The organism is Microvirga tunisiensis, assembly GCF_009296175.1.
Classification (GTDB): Bacteria; Pseudomonadota; Alphaproteobacteria; order Rhizobiales; family Beijerinckiaceae; genus Microvirga; species Microvirga tunisiensis.
This window is the reverse complement of sequence record NZ_VOSK01000108.1, coordinates 1-20,406: the sequence shown is the minus strand read 5'-3', so window position 1 is coordinate 20,406 and position 20,406 is coordinate 1. Positions and strand designations below refer to the sequence as shown.

The 20,406-nt window shown below is 64.6% G+C and carries 17 protein-coding genes and 1 pseudogene; 15 read left to right on the top strand and 3 right to left on the bottom strand.

Features of this window, described 5'->3' with window-relative positions:
- A pseudogene (locus FS320_RS47205) lies at nt 1-218 on the top strand (hypothetical protein); the annotation flags it as partial.
- Nucleotides 219-598: 380 nt separating this feature from the next.
- Here the strand turns inward: FS320_RS47205 and FS320_RS22275 are convergent.
- Complete coding sequence (locus FS320_RS22275) at nt 599-1,018, bottom strand: septal ring lytic transglycosylase RlpA family protein (RefSeq protein ID WP_244627299.1); 420 nt, start codon at nt 1,016-1,018, stop codon at nt 599-601.
- Between the two features lie 290 nt (nt 1,019-1,308).
- Here FS320_RS22275 and crtI point away from each other — a divergent pair, with 290 nt between their 5' ends.
- The 9 genes from crtI to ispH all read left to right on the top strand — a co-directional run bounded on the left by crtI (nt 1,309) and on the right by ispH (nt 11,839).
- Nucleotides 1,309-2,859, top strand: a complete 1,551-nt coding sequence (crtI, locus tag FS320_RS22270) for a phytoene desaturase family protein (RefSeq protein ID WP_152714132.1) — start codon at nt 1,309-1,311, stop codon at nt 2,857-2,859.
- A gap of 11 nt (nt 2,860-2,870) precedes the next feature.
- On the top strand, nt 2,871-3,275 hold the full coding sequence (locus FS320_RS22265) for a DUF2141 domain-containing protein (RefSeq protein WP_152714131.1): 405 nt from the start codon (nt 2,871-2,873) through the stop codon (nt 3,273-3,275).
- 52 nt (nt 3,276-3,327) lie between these two features.
- Entirely contained in the window at nt 3,328-4,377 is a 1,050-nt protein-coding gene (locus FS320_RS22260) for an SAM-dependent methyltransferase (protein WP_162003166.1), read from the top strand.
- 81 nt (nt 4,378-4,458) lie between these two features.
- The gene (locus FS320_RS22255; protein ID WP_162003165.1) at nt 4,459-5,994 is read left to right on the top strand and encodes a phytoene desaturase family protein; all 1,536 of its coding nucleotides are present in this window, start codon (nt 4,459-4,461) and stop codon (nt 5,992-5,994) included.
- A gap of 95 nt (nt 5,995-6,089) precedes the next feature.
- The gene (locus FS320_RS22250; protein WP_152714134.1) at nt 6,090-6,830 is read left to right on the top strand and encodes a lysophospholipid acyltransferase family protein; all 741 of its coding nucleotides are present in this window, start codon (nt 6,090-6,092) and stop codon (nt 6,828-6,830) included.
- The gene (locus tag FS320_RS22245; RefSeq protein ID WP_152714128.1) at nt 6,827-7,939 is read left to right on the top strand and encodes a glycosyltransferase family 2 protein; all 1,113 of its coding nucleotides are present in this window, start codon (nt 6,827-6,829) and stop codon (nt 7,937-7,939) included. Before FS320_RS22250 ends, FS320_RS22245 begins: the two co-directional genes overlap by 4 nt.
- Nucleotides 7,936-9,594 carry a squalene/phytoene synthase family protein gene (locus FS320_RS22240; protein ID WP_152714127.1) on the top strand — a complete coding sequence of 553 codons (1,659 nt, stop codon included), beginning with the start codon at nt 7,936-7,938 and terminating at the stop codon, nt 9,592-9,594. Before FS320_RS22245 ends, FS320_RS22240 begins: the two co-directional genes overlap by 4 nt.
- A complete protein-coding gene (locus FS320_RS22235; RefSeq protein ID WP_152714126.1) occupies nt 9,591-10,874 on the top strand; it encodes a hydroxysqualene dehydroxylase in 1,284 nt (427 codons plus the stop codon). Before FS320_RS22240 ends, FS320_RS22235 begins: the two co-directional genes overlap by 4 nt.
- Nucleotides 10,871-11,839, top strand: coding sequence for a 4-hydroxy-3-methylbut-2-enyl diphosphate reductase (gene ispH / locus FS320_RS22230; protein WP_152714125.1), 969 nt, complete (start codon nt 10,871-10,873; stop codon nt 11,837-11,839). Before FS320_RS22235 ends, ispH begins: the two co-directional genes overlap by 4 nt.
- On the opposite strand, the gene FS320_RS22225 is transcribed toward ispH, so the two are convergent.
- A complete protein-coding gene (locus FS320_RS22225; RefSeq protein WP_152714124.1) occupies nt 11,818-13,239 on the bottom strand; it encodes an MATE family efflux transporter in 1,422 nt (473 codons plus the stop codon). The two genes, ispH and FS320_RS22225, sit on opposite strands and share 22 nt — an antisense overlap.
- A 143-nt stretch (nt 13,240-13,382) precedes the next feature.
- Here FS320_RS22225 and FS320_RS22220 point away from each other — a divergent pair, with 143 nt between their 5' ends.
- Complete coding sequence (locus tag FS320_RS22220; RefSeq protein ID WP_162003164.1) at nt 13,383-14,360, top strand: amidoligase family protein; 978 nt, start codon at nt 13,383-13,385, stop codon at nt 14,358-14,360.
- Entirely contained in the window at nt 14,357-15,058 is a 702-nt protein-coding gene (locus FS320_RS22215; RefSeq protein ID WP_152714122.1) for a gamma-glutamyl-gamma-aminobutyrate hydrolase family protein, read from the top strand. The genes FS320_RS22220 and FS320_RS22215 overlap by 4 nt, the downstream gene beginning before the upstream one ends.
- A 113-nt stretch (nt 15,059-15,171) precedes the next feature.
- Here FS320_RS22215 and FS320_RS22210 read toward each other — a convergent pair whose 3' ends face one another.
- Entirely contained in the window at nt 15,172-16,692 is a 1,521-nt protein-coding gene (locus FS320_RS22210) for a response regulator (protein ID WP_152714121.1), read from the bottom strand.
- 134 nt (nt 16,693-16,826) lie between these two features.
- Between FS320_RS22210 and FS320_RS22205 the strand changes: the two genes are divergently transcribed.
- From FS320_RS22205 to FS320_RS22195, 3 genes are all read left to right on the top strand, one after another.
- Complete coding sequence (locus tag FS320_RS22205) at nt 16,827-19,082, top strand: glycoside hydrolase family 3 N-terminal domain-containing protein (protein ID WP_162003163.1); 2,256 nt, start codon at nt 16,827-16,829, stop codon at nt 19,080-19,082.
- 196 nt (nt 19,083-19,278) lie between these two features.
- Nucleotides 19,279-19,509: a hypothetical protein gene (locus FS320_RS22200; RefSeq protein WP_162562911.1), complete on the top strand. Its 231-nt coding sequence runs from the start codon at nt 19,279-19,281 to the stop codon at nt 19,507-19,509.
- The coding region (locus tag FS320_RS22195; RefSeq protein ID WP_192926318.1) for a transposase at nt 19,506-20,406 on the top strand (901 nt) is incomplete at its 3' end. The genes FS320_RS22200 and FS320_RS22195, both read left to right, overlap by 4 nt.

Genomic DNA, 20,406 nt, shown 5'->3' with positions numbered 1-20,406 from the left:
CGCCATCGGGGGGAGAGACGCCCGTCAGACGCGCCGCGGGGCTGTTGCCGCTCACCGTGCCGGAAGTGCGCCGTCTGCTCTGGCATCTGGTGTGGGAGCGGCCGCCTTCGGTTGAGGCCGTCGAGCACTGGTCGGTGTGGCGCCGGCGCCATCAGCAGCGGGCGCGCGAATGCCACTGGCGCAAACGCACCCGACGCCGACGCAAGGCCCGGCTGTAGTATTAGGCCATTCCTCATCGATCCGATAGCGGCTCGACGGTTTGGAGACGCGCCACGGGCAAGCCATGGACGTATGGACCGCTTCGGAAGGCCGGAGCCGGCGCACAGTGCCATCCGCCTGCAATTCATCGATGACGACGAAGCCGAAGATGGTGAGCCGCGTTGCCATGATCTTGGTTGCGCGATCGCTCGCCGCAATCGGCAGCGAGCCCGCGGTATAAACCGCATCCATCAGGCTTCGTTGATCGCGGCTTGAATTGGCCGACGAGCGCGCGCCCGGAAAGCGGATGACGTTCGTCGCCTGAGACGATCTCGATTCCATGTAAGCAACCCTTGGTCCCGAATCGAGCCAAGAATCGCCGGAAGGGATTAAGAAGCGCCTAATCGATCCTGTGCAGGGAAACATAACCCGTGCCGGTGGCCGTCAGCCCCAGCGCCAAGGCAGGGCCTTTGGCGAGATCGATGATTCGCCGATGAGCGAATGGACCGCGATCGTTCACCCGGACGACGACCGAGCGGCCATTGGTTTCGTTTACGACCTTGAGTCTCGTGCCGAACGGCAGAGAGCGATGGGCGGCCGTCATGTCATAGGAATTGAAGCGCTCGCCGCTGGCGGTTTTGCGACCATGAAATCCCGGTCCGTACCAGGAGGCGGTGCCGCGCTGAATGGCTTCGCCGGTCTCGATATTCGCTTGTGAGATGGATCCCGTGATGGCGGGATCGTTTGAGGCGGTTGTATTGCAGGCTGCTACGAGAAGAAGAGGCACCATTGCAGATGCCCGGGTGAGGATATTCTTCAAGGACAGTCTCCCCTTCCGTTTCGGTTGAAAGTGAAACTGAGCCTTAAAAAGGCAAGAATAAGGCGCTGAGAAATTTTTCTACGTTCAGTTATCCTTCAGAGTTATAGAACTATTCGCAATACTAGCCTGGAGAAAGGTTCCCTTCGGCTTTTATAGCCTGAATAACGTTACTTTTCCGCAGCGGGAAAGTTTCACCTTTTCGTGATCCTGCGCCGCGACCTCTGGTCGAACGACAGGTCAAGTCTAGTTCTGACAGCCATTGTTTCACGACAGCTGAGGGCAGCCGGCTCATGCTCGAATCCGCCCGCTTGCCCCAGGTCGCCATCGTTGGCTCCGGGCCGGGAGGCTTGGCCTCCGCCATGCTGCTGGCACGAGAGGGCGTGCCGGTCACCGTGTTCGAACGCGAATCCGCCGTTGGCGGGCGTACCCGGACCATTCACGCACCAGGCGGCTACAAGTTCGATATCGGCCCAACCTTCTTCCTGTACCCGCGCGTCCTGAAGGACATTTTCGAGGCCTGCGGCGAGCGGCTTGAAGATCATGTCGAACTCAAGCGCCTCGACCCGCAATATCACCTCGTCTTCGAGGGCGGCGGCTCCATTCGCGCCACTTACGATCTGGACCGGCTCGAACAGGAAATCGGTCGTCTTGCGCCTGCCGATGCGCGCAACGTGCGCCGGTTTCTCGACGACAACCGCGACAAGCTCGAGGCCTTTCGGCCGGTTCTGGAACAGGCCTTCTCAAGCCCGGCGGATCTCTTCTCCCCGGCGATGCTGGCGGCTCTGCCGAAGCTAAGGCCCTTTTCCAGCGTCGACAGCGATCTCAAGCGCTATTTCGCCGATCCGCGCGTGCGCCTCGCGTTTTCGTTTCAGACGAAATATCTCGGCATGTCGCCATTCCAATGTCCGAGCCTGTTCACGATTCTCTCGTTCCTCGAATACGAGCACGGTGTCTTTCATCCCATGGGCGGCTGTGGCGCGGTCTCGGACGCGATGGCGAATGTCGCGCGCAAGATGGGCGTCGACATCCGCTTGAACACGCCGGTGGAGCGCATCGTCTACGAGAACGGCGAAGCGGTCGGAGTCGAGGCGAACGGCGAGTGCTTTGCGGCTGGCTCCGTGGTGGTGAATGGCGATTTCGGCCATGCCGTGCGCCGCCTTGTTCCGGAAGCCATGCGGCCACGCTGGAAGAACAAGAAACTCGATCGCGCAAAGATCTCCTGCTCGACCTTCATGCTCTACCTGGGCATCGAAGGCGGTGTCGGCGATCTGGCCCACCACACGATCCTGCTGTCGCGGGATTACGAGCGCAACATCCACGAAGTCACCAACGGGATCCTGCCCGAAGAGCCGTCGGTCTATGTGCAGCATGCCGGTGTAAGCGATCCATCGCTCGCACCCGAAGGCCACACCAGTCTCTATGTGCTCGTCCCTGTGCCGAACCTGCGTTGCGGGATCGATTGGGCGCGCGAGGCGCCGCGCTATCGCAAGCTTGCGCTCGAGCGGCTGAAAGTCCTTGGACTCGGCGACATCGAGAGCCGCATCCGCTTCGAGCGCGTGGTGACGCCGCGCGGCTGGCAGGACGAGTTCGCCGTATTTGAGGGCGCCACCTTCAACCTCGCGCACAATCTCACGCAAATGCTCTATTTCCGGCCGCACAACCGCTTTGGCCGCAACGTCTATCTGGTCGGCGGCGGCACGCACCCCGGCAGCGGGCTGCCCGTGATCTATGAAGGCGCACGCATCACGACGCGCCTGTTGCTGGAGGATCGAGAGCGCCGCAGAGCGGGCCACGCAGAAACGGAACCCGCAATTGCTCCACTCGGCGAAGCGGCCTTGTAAGGGAGGATCGGATGAGGTCTGTTGGACTGACTGCGGTTCTTCTCCTTTCTGTCTCATCCGCTCACGCGGCAACGCTCACGATCCGCGCACAGGGCGTACAGCCGGATCGGAGCATGGTCTATGCCGGGATCTGCGACACGAGCTTCGACGAGGCCACCTGCCCCTACAAGGATCGCGGCCGGGCCACGGCGGGAACGGTCGAGCTGCGCATCCGGAACGTGAAGCCCGGCTCGTATGCCATCGCGGTCTTTCATGACGTGAACGGCAATGGCAAGCTCGACCGAAGCTTCATCGGCCTGCCCAATGAACCTTACGGTTTCTCGAACGATGTCGGCCGCCGTGGCCCTCCGAACTTCGAGGCCGCCCGCATCGTCGTCACGGAGCCCGCGACGACGGTCGTGATCCCGATCCGATAGGGCTGTCATGCTGTGGCGCGCCTATGCTCTTCTGTCTCACGGAGGAGACCGTATGGGGCTTGGCTCCATCGGCCTCGGCTCCTGGCATAGGCCGACCGCCCCGTCGTTCCGGCGGCCGGGCGCTGTGCTGAAAGTTCTTGAGGAAGCCGATTGCGCCGTCTGGTCGGCCAGTGCGCTTTCGGCCTGTGCCGAGAGCGGTCTTCTCGGCCATCTCGGCAAGCCGGCAGCGATCGATGAACTGTCACGCGCTGCGTCGCTGCCGTCAGAACTCGTACGAACCTTAATCGACGTTCTCGCAAGTTATGGATTCGTGGTGTGGGAGCAGGATCGCGTTCGCGCGGCCCCTACCCTGATGCCCTTCACCACGCCCGAAGGTCTGCTGACCTTTCGTGCGTCCCTTCGGGCTCCTCTCCTGCAAGCCGACAGCTTTCGGCGCAGACTTGCGGACGGCACCCTGACCCTCGACGGCTGGACCCATAAGGATGAAGCCATCATCGAGGCTCAAGGCATCCTGACCCGGCTCTGGACGACCCGGGCCCTGCCCAAATTGAAATTCCTGCCGGGCCTCATCCCCCAGCTCGAAAGGCCCGGTGCGAGCCTTCTCGATGTGGGAGCGGGAGCCGCGGGCCTTTCGATTGCGCTCTGCAAGCACTTTCCTCATTTGGCAGCGGTAGCGCTCGAGCCCGCGTTACACCCGGCAGCCATCGGCGACCGCCACGTGCAGGAGGCTGGATTGGCGGCGCGGGTCGTCGTTCGGCGGGAGCGGGTGGAAGATATGACGGATGAGCAGGCATTTGATCTTGCCTTCGTGCCCCAGATGTTCCTGCCCGACGCCATTATCCAGGGGGCGATGAAGCGGGTCTTTCGCGCCTTGAGACCCGGAGGCTGGCTTCTCGTCGCCGTTCTGTCCCAGGAGGGGCATGGGACGATCTGCGCGATCAACCGACTGAAGAACCTGCTCTGGGGCGGGAGCATGCGCGACGTGAGCCACCTCAAGCCACGCTTGGCCGCCGCCGGGTTCGACCCGGTGATCCGTGCGCCCGGTGGGCATTCGCTGCGCATGATCTGCGCCCGCCGCCCAAACCTTCGTGACCCGACTTGAACTGGCCCCTGCCCTTCCTAGAACCAACACGACTGGACGCGGGCCCATGACGGATCGGTTCGTGCCTTGCGGGAGGAATGCGTGAAGGCTCAAGGAACTTCGGTTGCGGTCGTCGGCGGAGGATTGGGCGGATTGGCGGCGGCCTGTGTCGCGGCGGCGCGCGGGCATAAGGTCACTCTCTACGACAAGAATGCCTGGGTCGGCGGCAAGGCGGCGGTTCTGCACGAGGACGGCTTCCGCTTCGATATGGGACCGACGATCCTGACCGTGCCGCGGGTTCTGGAACGCATCTTCACGGAGGCCGGTCGCAACCTCACCGATTATCTCGACCTCGTCCGGCTCGATCCACAATGGCGCTGCTTCTTCGATGACGGCACGCAGATCGATCTGCAGGAAAACATCGACGCCATGGCTGAGACCATGGATCGCTTCGCTCCCGGAAAGAACGCCGGCGACGGATACAAGCGCTTCCAGGAAATCTCCGCTCACCTTCACGACATCTCGAACCGGTTCTTCTTCTGGAAGCCGGTGGAAGATCTCTTCGACACCATCAACATCCGGGCCAACATGAATCCCGCAACCCTGCGGGATGTTTTGTCCCTGCGCATGGGTTCCTCCGTTGCCGGAACCATCCGCTCCAAGGTGAAGGACGAGCGTCTGGCGCAGATGCTCGACCACTTTACGCAATATGTCGGCTCCTCTCCCTACGGCTCGCCCGCCGTGCTCTGCGCCATCGCCCACATGCAGGCGGCCGACGGCGTCTGGTATCCCATGGGCGGCACCCGTGCCGTGGCGGAGGCCCTGGCGAAACTTGCCGCCGAACTTGGCACCACGATCAAGACCGACAGCGATGTGGCATCGCTTAGGATCGAGAACGGCGAAGTCACGGGTCTCGTGCTCGCAACCGGCGATGTCGTGGCCTACGACAACGTCATCTCCAACATGGATTCCGTCCGCACCTATCGCGAACTCGTCGGCGGCGAGGTGGGCGAGCATTATGCTCGGAAGGATTTCGAGCCCGCCTGCTCCGGCGTGGTGCTCTATCTCGGCTTGAGCAAGCGCTACGACCATATCCTCCATCACGACTTCGTGTTCTCCCGCGATCCGGAGGAAGAGTTCGACTTCATCTACCGACGCGGCGAGCCTGCGCCCGATCCCACCTGCTATCTCGCGGCGCCTGCCGCCACCGATCCGAGCGTCGCGCCGGACGGCGGCGAGGCGCTCTATGTTCTCGTCCACACGCCTTACCTTCGCCCGCACCACGACTGGTCGCAGATGTTCCCTGCCTATCGCCAGGTGATCCTCGACAAGCTGAAACGCACGGCCGGAATGGGCGATATCGAAGAGCGCATCGTCGTCGAACGCCACCTGACGCCGCAGGACATTCACGACCGCTACAAGGTGCTCAACGGCGCCATCTACGGGTTGGCGAGCCACGGCAAGTTCATGGGCGCGTTCAAGCCGGGCAACCGCAGCCGGCAGGTGCGCGGCCTTTATCTCGCCGGCGGCGCGGCGCATCCGGGCCCCGGCATGCCGATGGTCATGATGTCGGGTTGGATCGCCGCCGACGCCCTCGACGCGGATTGCAAGGTCGAGAATCTACGGAACGTGTCTTGAGGCAGGAAGCGAGCACAGAAGCCACGAAGCCATCGTCCTCTCAGCGCGCGGGAGGCGCACCCGTCGCGCGCCGCTCCGCCCTGCTTCATCGCTTCATGGTCTCGACCTTCCGGCGTTATTTCACCCGCCACATGAACGCGCTGCGGATCGCTCCATGGGGCATGCCGGCCGTGCCCCCGCAGGGTCCTGTCATCGTCTATTCCAATCATCCGGCGTGGTGGGATGCGGCTGTCTACATCCTGGTGGCCGATCGCTTCTTTCCCGCTTACGAGAGCTATGCGCCCATCGATGCCGCGATGCTGAAGCAATACGGCATCTTCGGCCGCATTGGGGCCTTCGGCGTCGATCTCGAAAGTCGGCGCGGCGCAGCGGACTTTCTCAAGGTGGGTGCGGAGATACTCTCCGCCCGCAACCGGACGCTCTGGATCACCGCGCAGGGCCGCTTCGGCGACGTGCGGGAGCGTCCTCTCGGCCTCAAGCCCGGCGTGGCGCGCCTCGTCGAGAGGGCGCCCGATTGCACCATCCTGCCGCTCGCCGTCGAATACGGCTTCTGGCTGGAGCGCGGGGCGGAAGCCTTCATCGCCTTCGGTGAACCCATGCACGGGCAGGACCTTTTGAACCTCCCGCGTCCTGCTCGCCTGGAGCGGCTTGAGAACGAGTTGACCGCAACTCTCGATCACTTGAGTGCCGATGTGCAGAGTCGCGACCCGGCCCGTTTCCGGGTCGTCCTCGAAGGGCGCGCCGGCGTCGGAGGATTCTACGACGGATGGCGGCGAATGGCGGCGGCCTTGCGCGGGCGCACCTTCGACCCGTCCCATGAGGGGCGTCCCTCATGATAATAGTTGGCTTTATCCTGTTTGCGCTGGCCGCCATCCCGTTCGTGCTCACCCTCATGAATCTGAGCATCTTAAGCGCAACGCCCCGCCACGCGCCGCAAGGACACGTCCTCGTCTCGATCCTCATCCCGGCGCGCAACGAGGCGAAGAATATAGGCCCCGCTCTCGATGCGGCTCTCGGCAGCATGGGCGTGCCGGTCGAAATCCTGGTCATGGACGACGGGTCGACGGATGCAACGCCCGACATCGTCCGCGCCTATGCGGCGCGCGACACCCGTGTGCGTCTCCTCACCGCACCGCCTCTGGAGGAAGGATGGACCGGCAAGATCCATGCCTGCCACCATCTCTCGGAAGCCGCTCGTGGCACGCATTTTCTGTTTGTGGATGCCGACGTGCGCTTAGGCTCCGATGCGGCGGCTTTGCTGGCAGGCCATGCGCAGGCCACCGATTCCGGACTTGTCAGCGCCGTGCCGCGCCAGATCATGATCACTCTCGGCGAACTATTGACGGTGCCGACCATCAACCTGCTTCTGCTCGGCTATCTGCCCATGGGCTTCATGCGCCTCTCGCGCGACCCTGGTCTGGGCGCCGCCTGCGGCCAGCTCATGCTCGTCGAGCGCGAAGCCTATCGCGCAAGCGGCGGACACGCGGCAATCCGCTCTCGGATTCACGACGGTATCCAGCTGGCGCGGCTGTTCCGCCGCAAGAGCATCATGACGGATCTGGTGCCCGGACAGCGCCTCGCTACCTGCCGGATGTATGCAGGCTTCGACGAAGCGTGGGCCGGCTTTGCCAAGAACGCCCATGAAGGGATGGCGACGCCGGTCGCCCTGCCGATCTGGACCGTGCTGCTGTTCGGTGGCCATGTTCTGCCGTTCATGCTTCTACCGTTTGTCCCGATCCTTCCGCTCGCCTGCGCGGCCCTTCTCTCGCTTGTCACGCGTACTCTCGTGACCGTCGCGATGCGGGAGAATCCCTGGTCCATTCCCTTGCATCCTTTCACGACTCTCGTCGGCCTCGCGATCCAGTGGAGCGTGCTCTTGCGGATCGGCAATGCGCGCCGCGCCGGGTGGAAAGGCAGGCTTTATCCTGTGGGGGAAAAGTCATGAGCGCGGGTGCCGGGCAGTCTTCAAAGCGGCCGCGGGACGAGAACTTTCCGGTGGCTTCCCTCGTGCTCGCTCCCGAGCATCGCGACGCGGTTGTGGCCTTCTATGATTTTGCCCGCATGGCGGATGATATCGCCGATGCGCCCGACCTCGCGGCTGCCGAGAAGCTGATGCGTCTCGATGCTCTCGAACGGGCGCTCGTTTCCGGCGATCCGGCGTTTCCCCAGGCCGCGCGCCTGCATGCCGTCGACAAGCAGCACAAGGCCGGACTGATCCAAGCCCGCGATCTGCTGCGGGCCTTCCGCCAGGATGTGGTCAAGGCCCGCTACAACGACTGGGCAGAGCTGATCGATTATTGCCGCTTCTCCGCCAATCCGGTCGGCCGTTTCCTTCTGATCCTTCACGGTGAGCGCGATTCGGCTCAGGCGCCGGCGGATGCCCTGTGCACGGCGCTCCAGATCCTCAACCATCTGCAGGATTGCGGCAAGGATCGTGAGCAGATGGGGCGTATCTACGTCCCGATCCGGTGGATGCTGGCGGCAGGCTCCGAGACAGCTTTCTTCGATCCGTCGCGCACGGCGATCCGCCGCAATGTCTTCGATGCCATGCTCGACCGGGTCGACTCGTTGATCGATCAGGCGCAATCCCTGCCGGAGCATCTGCAGAACAAGCGCCTGCGGGCCCAGAGCATCGCGACCATCGTTCTCGCCCGACGCCTGAGCCAGTGTCTGCGACATGCCGATCCGGTTCTGGAACGTGTGCAGGTGAGCAAAGCCGATGTTTGCACGGCGTTCCTGCGAGGCCTTCGCGGCACAATTCAAAAGCCTTCTCCCAGCGACCGTCACGTGACGGCGGCGGTGGTGCGGCGTTCGAGCTCGTCGTTCCGCCTCGGCATGCAGAGTCTCGGACCGGAGCGCCGCCGCGCCATTCATGCAGTCTATGCTTTCTGCCGCGTGGTGGACGATATCGCCGACGGCGCGGCTCCTGCTTCCGAGAAGCGTGTCTTCCTGCGCGAGTGGCGGCGCGAGCTCGACCGGCTGCACCGCGCGCCGGAAACGCCCATCGGACGGGAACTCGCCCGCGCCTCGACACTCTTCAAGCTGCCTCTTGAGGAATGCCACGCCCTGCTCGACGGCATGGAGACGGACAGTGCCGAGCGCGTGCGCCTGGCCGACGATTATGAGCTTGGTCTCTATGGGCGCCGTGTCGCCGGCTCGGTCGGCGCCCTCTCGATCCGCATCTTCGGAGCGCCTTCGGCCCATGACTTCGCGCTCCATCTCGGACGCACCCTGCAGCTCGTGAATATTTTGCGCGATGTGGACGAGGATGCCTCTTGCGAGCGCGTTTACGTCCCCCTCTCACGGCTCGCTCAGCTGGGATTGCGCGATGCACCGGCCGCGACCCTCGTGGCCGATCCGCGTTTTGCACGCGTCTGCGAAAGCCTTGCCGATGAAGCGCGTTCCGGTTTTGAGGTGGCGGATGCGGCCCTGATGCATCTCGATCGCAGGGCGCTGAAACCGGCGATCCTGATGATGGAGAATTACCGCCGTGTGCTCGACCGGCTGCAGGCGCGCGGCTGGGGCAAGCGCGAGGGCAGATTGCGCTTGAGGACCGCCGACCGGCTGCATCTCATCACCCGCGCCATGAGGCCTGCATGACAAGGCGCACACATATCGTCGGAGCGGGCATTGCGGGCCTGAGCGCGGCGCTCGCCGTGACGGCCGATGGCAACGACGCTGTCGTCTACGAGGCCGCACCGCAGCCGGGCGGACGCTGCCGGACGCTCCAGCCGGTCGATGGCTTCATCCATGACAACGGCACCCACGTGCTGTTCACGGCCAATGCGCACGCAATCAACCTCCTCAAAGCCATCGGCGCCCGCGGCCGTTGGTTCGAGCCCGAGCCCCAGGGGCTCCCGCTCTATGATGGACGGACGGGAGAGATGCAGCACGTGGGCCTCTCCCCCTGGTCATGGCTTCTCCCCTCGCGCCGTCCGCAGGGACTGACCCTGCCCGACCTCGCGCGCATCCTGCGCCTTGTCTTTACTGCGAAGGATCGTCCGGTGGCTTCCCTCATCGGCAACCGTCCGATCATGGACAGCTTGATCGAGCCTTTGACGGTGGCGGTGCTCAACACACCAGCCGCGCAGGCGTCCTCGCAGCGGCTCGCCTGCGCCCTTCGGAAGCTCCTCCGGCCAGGCGCCGGACGGCTCCTGGTAGCGAGAAACGGCTTGAGCGAAGACCTGATCGAGCCGGCGGTTGCGACCCTCGAGGCGAGAGGCGCATCCATCGTCACCGGACAGCGCCTGCGCATGCTTCTGACCAGCCATGAGCGCGTGATCGGGCTGGCGCTGACGGACCGTACCGTGATGCTCGGTCCCGACGACCGGGTCATCCTGGCGCTTCCGCCCTATGAGGTGCAGCGGCTCCTGCCGGCACTTCCTGTGCCGACCTCCTTCGAGCCCATCCTCAACGTTCATTACCGCATGCCGGGTTTGGCGAACCCGCGCTTCATCGGCTTCACCGGCACGCTTGCGCAGTGGGCGCTGATCCGCCCTACCCATGTGAGCGTCACCGTCTCGGCCGCCGATGCGGTCGTCGATCAGAACGCATCCGATGTAGCAGAGCGGATCTGGCGCGAAGTCGTGCCGGCGCTGCGCGGCCTTGGGCTCGATGCGACAAGCGGCCGCCAGCCCGAAACCCGGGTGGTGAAGGAGAAGCGCGCGACGATCCGACAAGCGGCGGAGGTTCTCCCGCAGCCTCCCCTGCAGCCTCTCGCCAATCTTGCTCTGGCGGGCGACTGGCTCGGCTCCCTGCCCGCCACCATCGAGAGCGCCGTCATGGCCGGCGAGCAGGCCGCTTTCATCCTGCGCCATGCCCGCTGCACCCGCCCTTCCGTTCCGCGCGACCGCCCCTTGAAGACGGAGGATGCGGCATGATCCAGGACCACCCGCCGCTCACCGTGCTGCTCGCGGCGCCACGCAGCTTCTGCGCGGGCGTCGAGCGCGCCATCCGCGCCGTAGAGGACGCCCTCGAGCGGACGGGCAAGCCCGTCTATGTGCGCCACGAGATCGTGCATAACGGCCGCGTGGTGGAAGAGCTCAAGCGCAAGGGCGCGATCTTCGTCGAGGACATTGCCGAAATTCCGGACGGTGCCGTGGCCATCTTCAGCGCGCATGGCGTTCCGCGCACGGTGGAGCGGGAAGCGGCGGGACGCGGGCTCTCCGTGCTCGATGCCACCTGTCCTCTCGTGCGCCGCGTTCACCTCGAAGGGCAACGCCATGCCAAGGCGGGGCGCGAGGTCATCGTCATCGGCCATCGCGGCCATGTGGAGATCGAAGGAACGACCGGACAGATCGACGGCATCGTCCATGTGATCGAAAGCGTCGCGGAAGCCGTGAGCCTGCCGATCAGCCACCCGGAGCGCATCGCCTACATCACCCAGACGACGCTCTCCGTCGACGACACGCGGGAGATCATCGCAGTCTTGAAGAAGCGCTTTCCGGAGATCCAGGGACCCGACGTCAAGACGATCTGCTACGCCACGCAGAACCGGCAGATGGCGGTCCGCGTGATCGCGAAGCGCGCGGAGCGGATCATCGTGTGCGGGGCGCGCAATTCATCGAACACGAACCGCCTGTGCGAGGTGGCCGTCAACGAAGGTCGCCAGGCCCTCCTCATGCAGGATCCGAAGGACCTGACGCTCTCCTTCATCGACGGCGCCGCCGTGATCGGCCTCACCGCGGGCGCCTCCGCGCCCGAAGATCTGGTGCAGGATGCCTTGGCCCAGCTCGCGCAATGGCGGCGGCTCACGGTGGAAGAGGTCCGCGTGACCCGTGAGGACGCGCAGTTCGCGCCCGTCGATCTGTCGCGTCTGGTATCTCAGCTTGCAAATGCTTCCTGAACGTCGCGCGGGGTCGCCGTGACCAGCCCCAGCCTGTCGCGACGGAGCCAGCGCCACAGCATCAGCAAGGCCACCACCGCAAGAGCAGTGGCAAGCCCGATCCAGATGCCGACGCCGCGGAGATTCGTGCCGAAGGCCAGGATGGCGCCGAGCGGAAGGCCGATCCCCCAGTAGCCAAGCGCCGCATAGAGCATCGGAACGCGGGTATCCTGCAATCCGCGCAGCATCCCGGCTCCGACGGCCTGAGCGCCGTCAGCCAATTGGAAGATGGCAGCGAGCACCAGGAACGAGCGCGCCAGATCGAGGACGAGTGCGTTCTTGGGATCGCTCACGTCGAGAAATGCGCCGATCAGGAAATGGGGTGCAAACAGCATGAGCGATGCCGTCACGGTCATGAAGCCGGTGCCGAGCGCAAAGGAGGTCCAGCCGGCGCGGGTGACACCCGCCGCATCCCTCGCGCCATAGGCCCGGCCCACGCGTACCGTCACGGCCTGCCCGATGCCCAGGGGGACCGAGAAGCAGAAGGACGCGATCTGCAGGGCTATCGCATGAGCCGCCAGTTCGCTCGCGCCGATCCGGCCCATCAGCATGGCGGCCGCATTGAAGATCGTCACCTCGAAGGTCAGCGTCAGACCGATGGGGAGGCCGATCTGCCAGAGGGTGCGATAGCGCGGCCAGTCGGCCCGCCAGAAGCGCCCGAAGATGTGGTAGCGCTTAAGCCTGGGATGAAAGGCGATCACCAGGGCGAGCGCAACAAACATGAAAGTGCTCGAGAGCACCGTCCCGAGCCCAGCCCCGACCAGCCCCAGGGCCGGCAGGCCGAAGGAGCCGAACATCAGAGCATAGGCGGCGCCGAAATTGACCGGAATGGTGAGCAGGCCGATGAACAGGGCCCAGCCTGGGCGCTCCAGGGCTGCCAGGAACGAGCGCAGCACCAGGAAGAGCAGAAACGGCAGAAGGCTCCACTGCAGCGCGCGCATGTACGCGCCGGCATTATGAGCGAGTCCGGGTTCCTGCCCGATGGCCAGCAGGATTTTCTCTCCGTTCCAGGCCACGATCCAGATCGGGATGGCGACGGTGACCGCGGCCCAGAGGCCCTGGCGCACCGTGCGCCGGACCTCGCGCACGGAATGGCGCTTGCGGCCAAGCTCCTCGGCGATCATCGGCGAGGTCGCATTGACCAAGCCGATCCCGAAGATCAGGAAGGCGAAGTAGAGATTGGTGCCGAGCGCACCCGCCGCCAGCGCGTCCGACCCCATCCAGCCCATCAGGATGACGTCGGACGTGATCAGGGCGTTCTGGGCGATGGTTGCAAGAACCAGAGGCCAGCCGAGGGCCAGCGTTGCACGCATCTCCGCCATCCAGGCGGCGCGCTCGAAGGTCGATTCTCTCGAAATCATGATGGTGGCCTTGTAGCCAACCCGAAGTCGGAAAGCCACACCTGCAGGGGCACGAGGATCTCTCCTTGAACGAAGGAACCTGAGCGGAAGCGCACCCGTTCATCCCATTGCTCATGTTTTCGTCTTGTTTTCCGGAGCTTTCGATGGCGCAGCCTGCGCTCTCAACCGAGATCGAGTTCGCCCTGCCGCCCGTCGTGCACAACGAGCAGGGGCAGGTGCGCACGGTCGGAATCGAGATCGAGTTCGTCGGTCCCTCTGCCGAGAGAACCGTGCAGGCTTTGCAGGAAGCGCTCGGCGGCCGGCTCGTCGAGGAGGATCCGCATGCCTTCGCGTTGAAGGAATCAGCCATCGGCGATCTGACGGTCGAGCTCGACAGCCGGATTCTGCATCCGGGCAAGCAGGCCGGAACGCAAAGAGGCGTCCTGCCCAAGATCGCCGCCCTTTTTGGCTTCGCGGCCCGCTATCTCGTTCCGTGCGAGCTCGTGACGGCACCGATCCCCGTGGATCGACTGCAGGAGCTCAATCGCATCCTGACGATCCTGCGCGGGGCTGGCGCCAAGGGCACGCAGGATGCGCCCTTCTATGCCTTCGGCCTGCATTTCAACCCGGAGATCCCGCGCCAGGATGCGGCGACAATCACGGCCTTCATGAAGAGCTTCGCCCTGCTCAATCCATGGCTCCGGCGCGAGGCCTCGCCGGATGCCACCCGCAATCTTCTGGGCTTTGCCGATCCGTTCCCGGCCGAGTACGTCCGCAGGATCGCCGATCCGGATTACTGGCCGGACATTCCCAGCTTCACCGACGATTACCTTGCTTTCAATGCGACCCGGAACCGGGACCTCGATCTCCTGCCGCTCCTGCATCATTTCGATGCGCAGCGGGTGCGTGCCATTCTGCCGAACGAGAAGATCAACGGCCGACCCACCTTCCATTACCGCCTGCCCGATGCGCGGGTGAGCGATCCCGGCTGGAGCATCGCACCGGACTGGAACCGCTGGGTCTGCGTCGAGCGGCTGGCGAACGACCGCGAGAGATTGGATGCCGTCGGCTCCGCCTATCTGTCGTTCGAAGGGGAGGACAAGAGCTGGGCCAACGTGGTGGAGCAGATCGTACGGTCATGACGAGCCCCCTGATCGGCGTCACCACATCCCGGCATGGTGGATGGCGCAGCTACCTCATGCACCGGCTGGCGCTTTATCGGGCGGGGGCGCGCTCCGTTCGCCTCATGCCCGGTCATCCGCTGCCGACAGAGCCGCTGCAGGGCCTCGTGATCGGCGGTGGCGACGATATCGGCGCGGAAATCTATGGCGGAAAGGTCCTGCCCGATGTGCGCATCGATCCCGAACGCGACAAGCTGGAGCTCGGCCTTCTGAAGGCGGCTCTCCCGGCGGGGCTGCCGATCCTCGGCATCTGCCGCGGATCGCAGATGATCAACGTGGCGCTCGGCGGCACGCTGCACACGGACATCTACGAGGTCTACGTTCAGGCGCCGAAGATGCGCACGGTCCTGCCGCGCAAGACGGTGACCGTCGAGCACGGCTCCCGGTTGGACCGCATCCTGAGCTGCAATCCCTGCCTGGTGAATGCGCTGCATCACCAATCCGTCGACCGGCTTGGGCAGGGATTGAAGATTGCAGCCCGCGACGAGAGCGGCATCGTACAGGCCATCGAGAGCGAGAGCGCGCCGTTCCTGCTCGGCGTCCAATGGCATCCGGAGCTTCTGGTCTGGAAGAAGCCGCAGCAGCGGCTGTTTGCAGCGCTAGCCGAAGCGGCGCGCGAGGCGACAGCCCCACTCTCGGCAACAGCGCTTGCTGGGTAGATCAGCGCATCGTGCGCAAAAGTGGACCGGTTTTCCGCTCGACCGATGCGCCAGCATAAAGACCAGCGATCGAATGGAGCCCGAAAGGGGTGTCCGCTTTCGGAGCCGACGCTCTAGCGAGCCCGCCTCGATGCGCGCGGAAACAGCGGGATGACCTTGTTGTCGCTCCGCGCGTTCAGGTGCCGCTGGATCGCAACGTGCAGGTCACGGCTGACGATGGGCTTCTGGAGCAGCGCGAACTCGCTGTCCTCGCCGGCGACGACGGGATTGCCGGTGATCAAAAGCACGGGCAGGCTCGGGAAGACCTGCCGCACTTCGCGCGCCAGCATGACCCCGCTCATCGTCCCGGGCATGGCGACGTCGGCCAGCACGAGCGCAGGCCTGCGCGTGCTCAAGGCTTTCACGGCCTGTGCCGCGTCAGTCGCGATGCTGGTAACGTAGCCGAATTCTTCCAGGGTCGATTGCAGCGCGAGCGCGACCTCGAGCTCGTCGTCCACCACAAGGATTTCCGTGTGATTCTGCACGCCCTCGTCCAGCGCGTCATCCTCGCTCAGCAGACCGATCGGCAACAGGGTCGCCGCATCGGTGCGCGGGATGTAGAGGATGATGGAGGTTCCACCTCCATCCCGGCGCACTTCCGAGGCGCCGCCGAGACCCTGCAGAAAGTGCAGGCCCTGGCGCAGGGACAACCAGGATGACAGATCGAGATCCCGCAAGGCGAAAGCGTGTTCCAGCTCGGTCTCCGGAACCTGGCGCCCTTCGAGGTCAGGACCGGCGCTGCGGATGGTGAGCTGCACGAAGTCCCCCTCGCGCGTCAGGTCGGGCAGCGAACCTTTTTCGACCTGCACGTTCCGGGCCTCGAGCGTGATGGTGCCTCCCTGAGGCAATGCATCCCGAACATGGGCGCTCAGGGTCACGATGGCCGTTTGGATGTCGTCGGGATTGGCCTCGATGGACCAGAGATCCTCCGCGAGAGAGACGCGCAGTTCGACCGTGTCGCGCAAAAGCGAGCGGCTCATCAGATCGGCCACCGAGCTCACCTGTTCTGCAATGTTCACATATTGCAGCTTCGATTCACCCTGCCGGGCGAAGGCCGTCGATTGGGCAATGAGCTTGGCGGCCTGGTCGGAGGCCACGAGGGCCGAGAGCAGCTTGCGCTGCAGGATCGGCTGATCCTTCAGCTGGCGTGCTGCCGCATCGATATTGGCGCTGATCACCATGAGCCGGTTGTTGAGATCATGGGTGATGCCATCCCGCAACCGGTCGACGGCCTGCGCCTTCTGAATACGGCGCAGGGCATCGTCCTCGTCGGGTGCAGGCGTTTCCTCGAACGCGGAGAATTCAGCGAAGGAGAGAGATGCATCAGCAGACGGCTCGAAGGGAGCGGCCGTCACGTCTTCGAACACGGACAACTCGTCGGATGCGCCGTCATCCCTGTCCCGGAGAGCCTGCCTGATCTGCCGTCCGATCAGCAGGGGAGCCCCGGCGGCAAGCAGCAGAAAAAGCCCCATTGCGGCAGCAACGAGAGCCGGATTCCTGACATAGGCGGCAACCGCCAGCGCGAAACCCGACAACATCAGGGCGCAGGACAGGCTCAGCAGAGACAGCTTCAACGAGACAGGCAGCAGATGCATAACGCTTTTCTAAAATATGATTGACCTGACGGCCCCCAGACGCCACTTGCACAACTTATCTTGTGTAGCACGAGCGGGCGGCAAGCGAGGGCGACCTCGCGATAAAGTGTTATTGTTCCATGAAGGAGATAATTGTGCGGCTTTCTGATGTCCCTGGCTTGACGCAAATGGCGCTTGCGCTGGCTTTGACGGCCTCGTTCCTCCCGGCGGCAGGCGCCCAGGAAGCCGGTGCGCAAGCCATCGAGCGCCGGGTGAACGAGCTTCTCGGGCAGATGACCCTGGAAGAGAAGATCGGCCAGCTGAATCTAGTCTCCCACGGTCCGCCGCTGCGTTGGGAAGACATCTCCGAGGGGAAGGCCGGGGCCCTGCTGAACTTCAACAGCGCCCAGGACGTGGCACGCGCCCAGGCTCTGGCGCGCCAGAGCCGCCTCAAGATCCCGCCGCTCTTCGGGCTCGACGTCCTGCACGGCTTTCGCACCCAGTTTCCGTTGCCGCTGGGCGAGGCTGCAGCGTTCAGCCCCCGCGTTTCCCGTCTCGCCTCCGAATGGGCCGCGAAGGAAGCGGCCTATGTTGGCGTGAACTGGACCTTCGCGCCCATGGCCGACCTGTCGCGCGACAGCCGCTGGGGCCGCATCGTCGAGGGCTTCGGCGAAGATCCCACGCTTGGTGCCGCCGTCACGGCCGCCCGCGTGGAAGGCTTCCGCAAGGGCGGCCTCGCCGCAGCCGCCAAGCATTTCGCAGGCTATGGCGCTCCGCAGGGCGGGCGTGATTACGACACCACCTACATCCCGCGTGCGGAGATGTACGACACCTATCTGCCGCCATTCCGGGCAGCGGTGGAAGCGGGCACGGCAAGCTTCATGGCTGCCTTCAACGCCTTGAACGGCGAGCCCTCGACGGCAAACCCGTGGCTGCTGACGGATGTGCTGCGCACCCAATGGGGCTTCGACGGCTTCGTCACCTCCGATTGGGTCGGCATCGGCGAACTCATCAACCACGGCATCGCGGCGGATGGCGCGGAAGCTGCCCGCAAGGCGATCCTCGCCGGCGTCGATATGGACATGATGGGCCAACTCTACATCAAGCACCTGCCTGACGAAGTGCGTGCAGGCCGGGTACCGGAGAGCGTGATCGACGAATCCGTGCGGCGCGTGCTGCGCACCAAATTCCGCATGGGTCTCTTCGACCGCCCGGACATCGACCCGTCCCGTCTCGATACGGCCTTCCCGTCGCCGGAATCGCGCCAAGCGGCCCGCGAAGTCGCCCGCGAAACCTTCGTGCTGCTGCAGAACCGGGACGATGTGCTGCCGGTGCCGTCGAGCGTCCGCTCCATCGCCGTCGTCGGCCCCCTGGCCGATGCGCCTCACGACCAGATGGGCCCTCACGCGGCCCGCGGTCACAAGGAGGACAGCGTCACGATTCTCGAAGGCATCCGCCGCCGCGCCCAACCGGCGGGACTTTCGGTGCGCCATGCCCCGGTGTGCGACCTGTTCTGCCGCAACACGGACGGGCTGCCCGCAGCGCTCGAGGCGGCAAGGCAGTCGGATTTCGTCATCGCCGTCTTCGGCGAGCCGCAGGAACTGTCCGGAGAGGCCGCCTCCCGCGCCCATATGGAGCTCAGCGGCAAGCAGATCGAGGTGCTGGAGGAACTCGCCAAGACCGGTAAGCCCATCGCCCTCGTCATCATGGGCGGCCGCCCGCAGATTCTCGGCCCGGTGGCGGAGCGCATTCCATCGATTCTGATGGCCTGGTATCCGGGTACGGAAACCGGCCCAGCGGTGGCCGATGTGCTGTTCGGCGACGTGAGCCCGAGCGGGAAGCTGCCGGTCACGTGGCCCCGCGCCACGGGCCAGCTGCCGCTCTACTACAACCGTCTTCCCACCGGACGTCCGACCCTGCCCAACAACCGCTTTACCCTGAACTACATCGACGAGGCGATCACGCCGCTCTACCCCTTCGGCTGGGGCCTGAGCTACACGCAATTCGCCTATTCCGATGTGAGGATGGGCCAGAAGCAGCTCGACGAGGGCCAGATTCTGGAGGTCTCGGTCAACGTGAAGAACACGGGCGCGCGGGAAGGCCAGGAGGTCGTGCAGCTCTACACCCGAGACCCGGTGGCAAGCCGCAGCCGCCCGCTGCGCGAACTGAAGGCCTTCGAGAAGATCGCGCTCAAGCCCGGCGAGACGAAGCAGGTCACGCTGCGCGTGCCCGTCGAGTCCCTCGGTTTCCATCTCGATGACGGCACCTATCTCGTCGAGGCCGGCGCCATTCAGGTCTTCGTCGGCGGATCGGCGCTCGCCGATCCGGTCGGCGAAGCCGAGATCCTCAAGACCTTCCGCATCCCGCCCATGGAGCGGCGCGCCTCGGCCTCGACCAGCGTTGCGCAATAAGGATGGAATCGGGCTGCCCGGCCGCCGCGGCCGGGCAGCCTTCGATTTGATGGATTCATGAAGCGATCGGCGCTGAAGCGTCGGACCCGAAGGTGGATCTGTACTACTGGGTCCGATGCGCAAGTGAAGGAATTGGGCATCCTTCGAGGCGAATACCCGGGTCCACTTTTCCGCACGATGCGCTAGGCTGATCGCAATGAGCGCCCAGTCGACGAAACCGGAGACTCGCGCCTTCACCATCCGAGCGGTGAAGGCGATCGCGGCTTTCGAGCGGACGAACGTGACGGACACGCTCCTGGGCATGGCCCTTACCTTCGTGGCCGGCGCCATCAATGCCGGCGGCTTCCTCGCCGTCGGCCAGTACACGTCGCATAGATACTGTCGGCGAATTCCCTGTTGGCTATTCAGCAAGAGGAGGATGGCATGAGTCTTCATCCCGAGCCGATTGGTGAGATCCCGGCCGAGACCGTGCGAGTTGCCCGGGCAGCTTTCCCTAAGGGCAACATTGTGACCCGGCTCCGGGATGAATTTAGCATCCTCTACCAGGATGAGGACTTCCGACGGTTCTACCCGAGCCGGGGGCAACCCGCCCTTGCGCCGTGGCGGCTGGCTTTAATCACGATCTTCCAGTTCCTCGAGCACCTCAGCGATCGGCAGGCCGCCGACTCAGTCCGTGCGCGGATCGACTGGAAGTACGCTCTGGGGCTCGAGCTGACTGATCCCGGGTTCCACTTCAGCGTGCTCACCGAGTTCCGGGCCCGCCTTGTCGCCGGCCAGGCCGAGCATCTGCTATTGGACACCATGCTCGAGCGGTTCAAGGCCCGCGGTCTGATCAAAGCGCGCGGCAAGCAACGCACCGACAGCACGCATGTGTTGGGGGCCGTGCATGACTTGCATCTTCTGGAACTCGTCGCTGAGACGCTGCGCGCCACTCTCGATGATCTGGCCGCCGTTGTTCCGGACTGGGTTCGCGGGATCGCTCAGCCGGCCTGGTTCGAGCGCTATGCACATCGCATTGAGGACTATCGTCTGCCCAAGAGCCGGGAGAAGCGTGAAGCTCTCTCGCTGGAGATTGGCACGGACGGGTTCTTCCTGCTCGACGCCTTGGACGATGCGAGCGCACCGGCTGCGGCGCGAGCGGTGCCGATGGTGCAGACGCTGCGCGACGTGTGGCGGGTGCATTACGCACGGGACGATGGGCGGCCGCGCTGGCGGGCTGGGGCGGAACTGCCACCGGTCGGCGAACGGCTGCAGTCGCCCTATGATCCCGAGATGCATTACAGCACAAAGCGTCAGATGGAGTGGTCCGGCTACAAGGTCCATG

Bases quoted from the DNA above. Each gene is read 5' to 3' on its own strand.
- FS320_RS22265 (WP_152714131.1), top strand. From the start codon at position 2,871: ATGAGGTCTGTTGGACTGACTGCGGTTCTTCTCCTTTCTGTCTCATCC.
- FS320_RS22240 (WP_152714127.1), top strand. From the start codon at position 7,936: ATGAGCGCGGGTGCCGGGCAGTCTTCAAAGCGGCCGCGGGACGAGAAC.
- FS320_RS22210 (WP_152714121.1), bottom strand. From the start codon at position 16,692: ATGCATCTGCTGCCTGTCTCGTTGAAGCTGTCTCTGCTGAGCCTGTCC.
- FS320_RS22220 (WP_162003164.1), top strand. From the start codon at position 13,383: ATGGCGCAGCCTGCGCTCTCAACCGAGATCGAGTTCGCCCTGCCGCCC.
- FS320_RS22235 (WP_152714126.1), top strand. From the start codon at position 9,591: ATGACAAGGCGCACACATATCGTCGGAGCGGGCATTGCGGGCCTGAGC.
- FS320_RS22260 (WP_162003166.1), top strand. From the start codon at position 3,328: ATGGGGCTTGGCTCCATCGGCCTCGGCTCCTGGCATAGGCCGACCGCC.
- FS320_RS22200 (WP_162562911.1), top strand. From the start codon at position 19,279: ATGAGCGCCCAGTCGACGAAACCGGAGACTCGCGCCTTCACCATCCGA.
- FS320_RS22250 (WP_152714134.1), top strand. From the start codon at position 6,090: ATGGTCTCGACCTTCCGGCGTTATTTCACCCGCCACATGAACGCGCTG.
- FS320_RS22225 (WP_152714124.1), bottom strand. From the start codon at position 13,239: ATGATTTCGAGAGAATCGACCTTCGAGCGCGCCGCCTGGATGGCGGAG.
- FS320_RS22245 (WP_152714128.1), top strand. From the start codon at position 6,827: ATGATAATAGTTGGCTTTATCCTGTTTGCGCTGGCCGCCATCCCGTTC.
- ispH (WP_152714125.1), top strand. From the start codon at position 10,871: ATGATCCAGGACCACCCGCCGCTCACCGTGCTGCTCGCGGCGCCACGC.
- crtI (WP_152714132.1), top strand. From the start codon at position 1,309: ATGCTCGAATCCGCCCGCTTGCCCCAGGTCGCCATCGTTGGCTCCGGG.
- FS320_RS22215 (WP_152714122.1), top strand. From the start codon at position 14,357: ATGACGAGCCCCCTGATCGGCGTCACCACATCCCGGCATGGTGGATGG.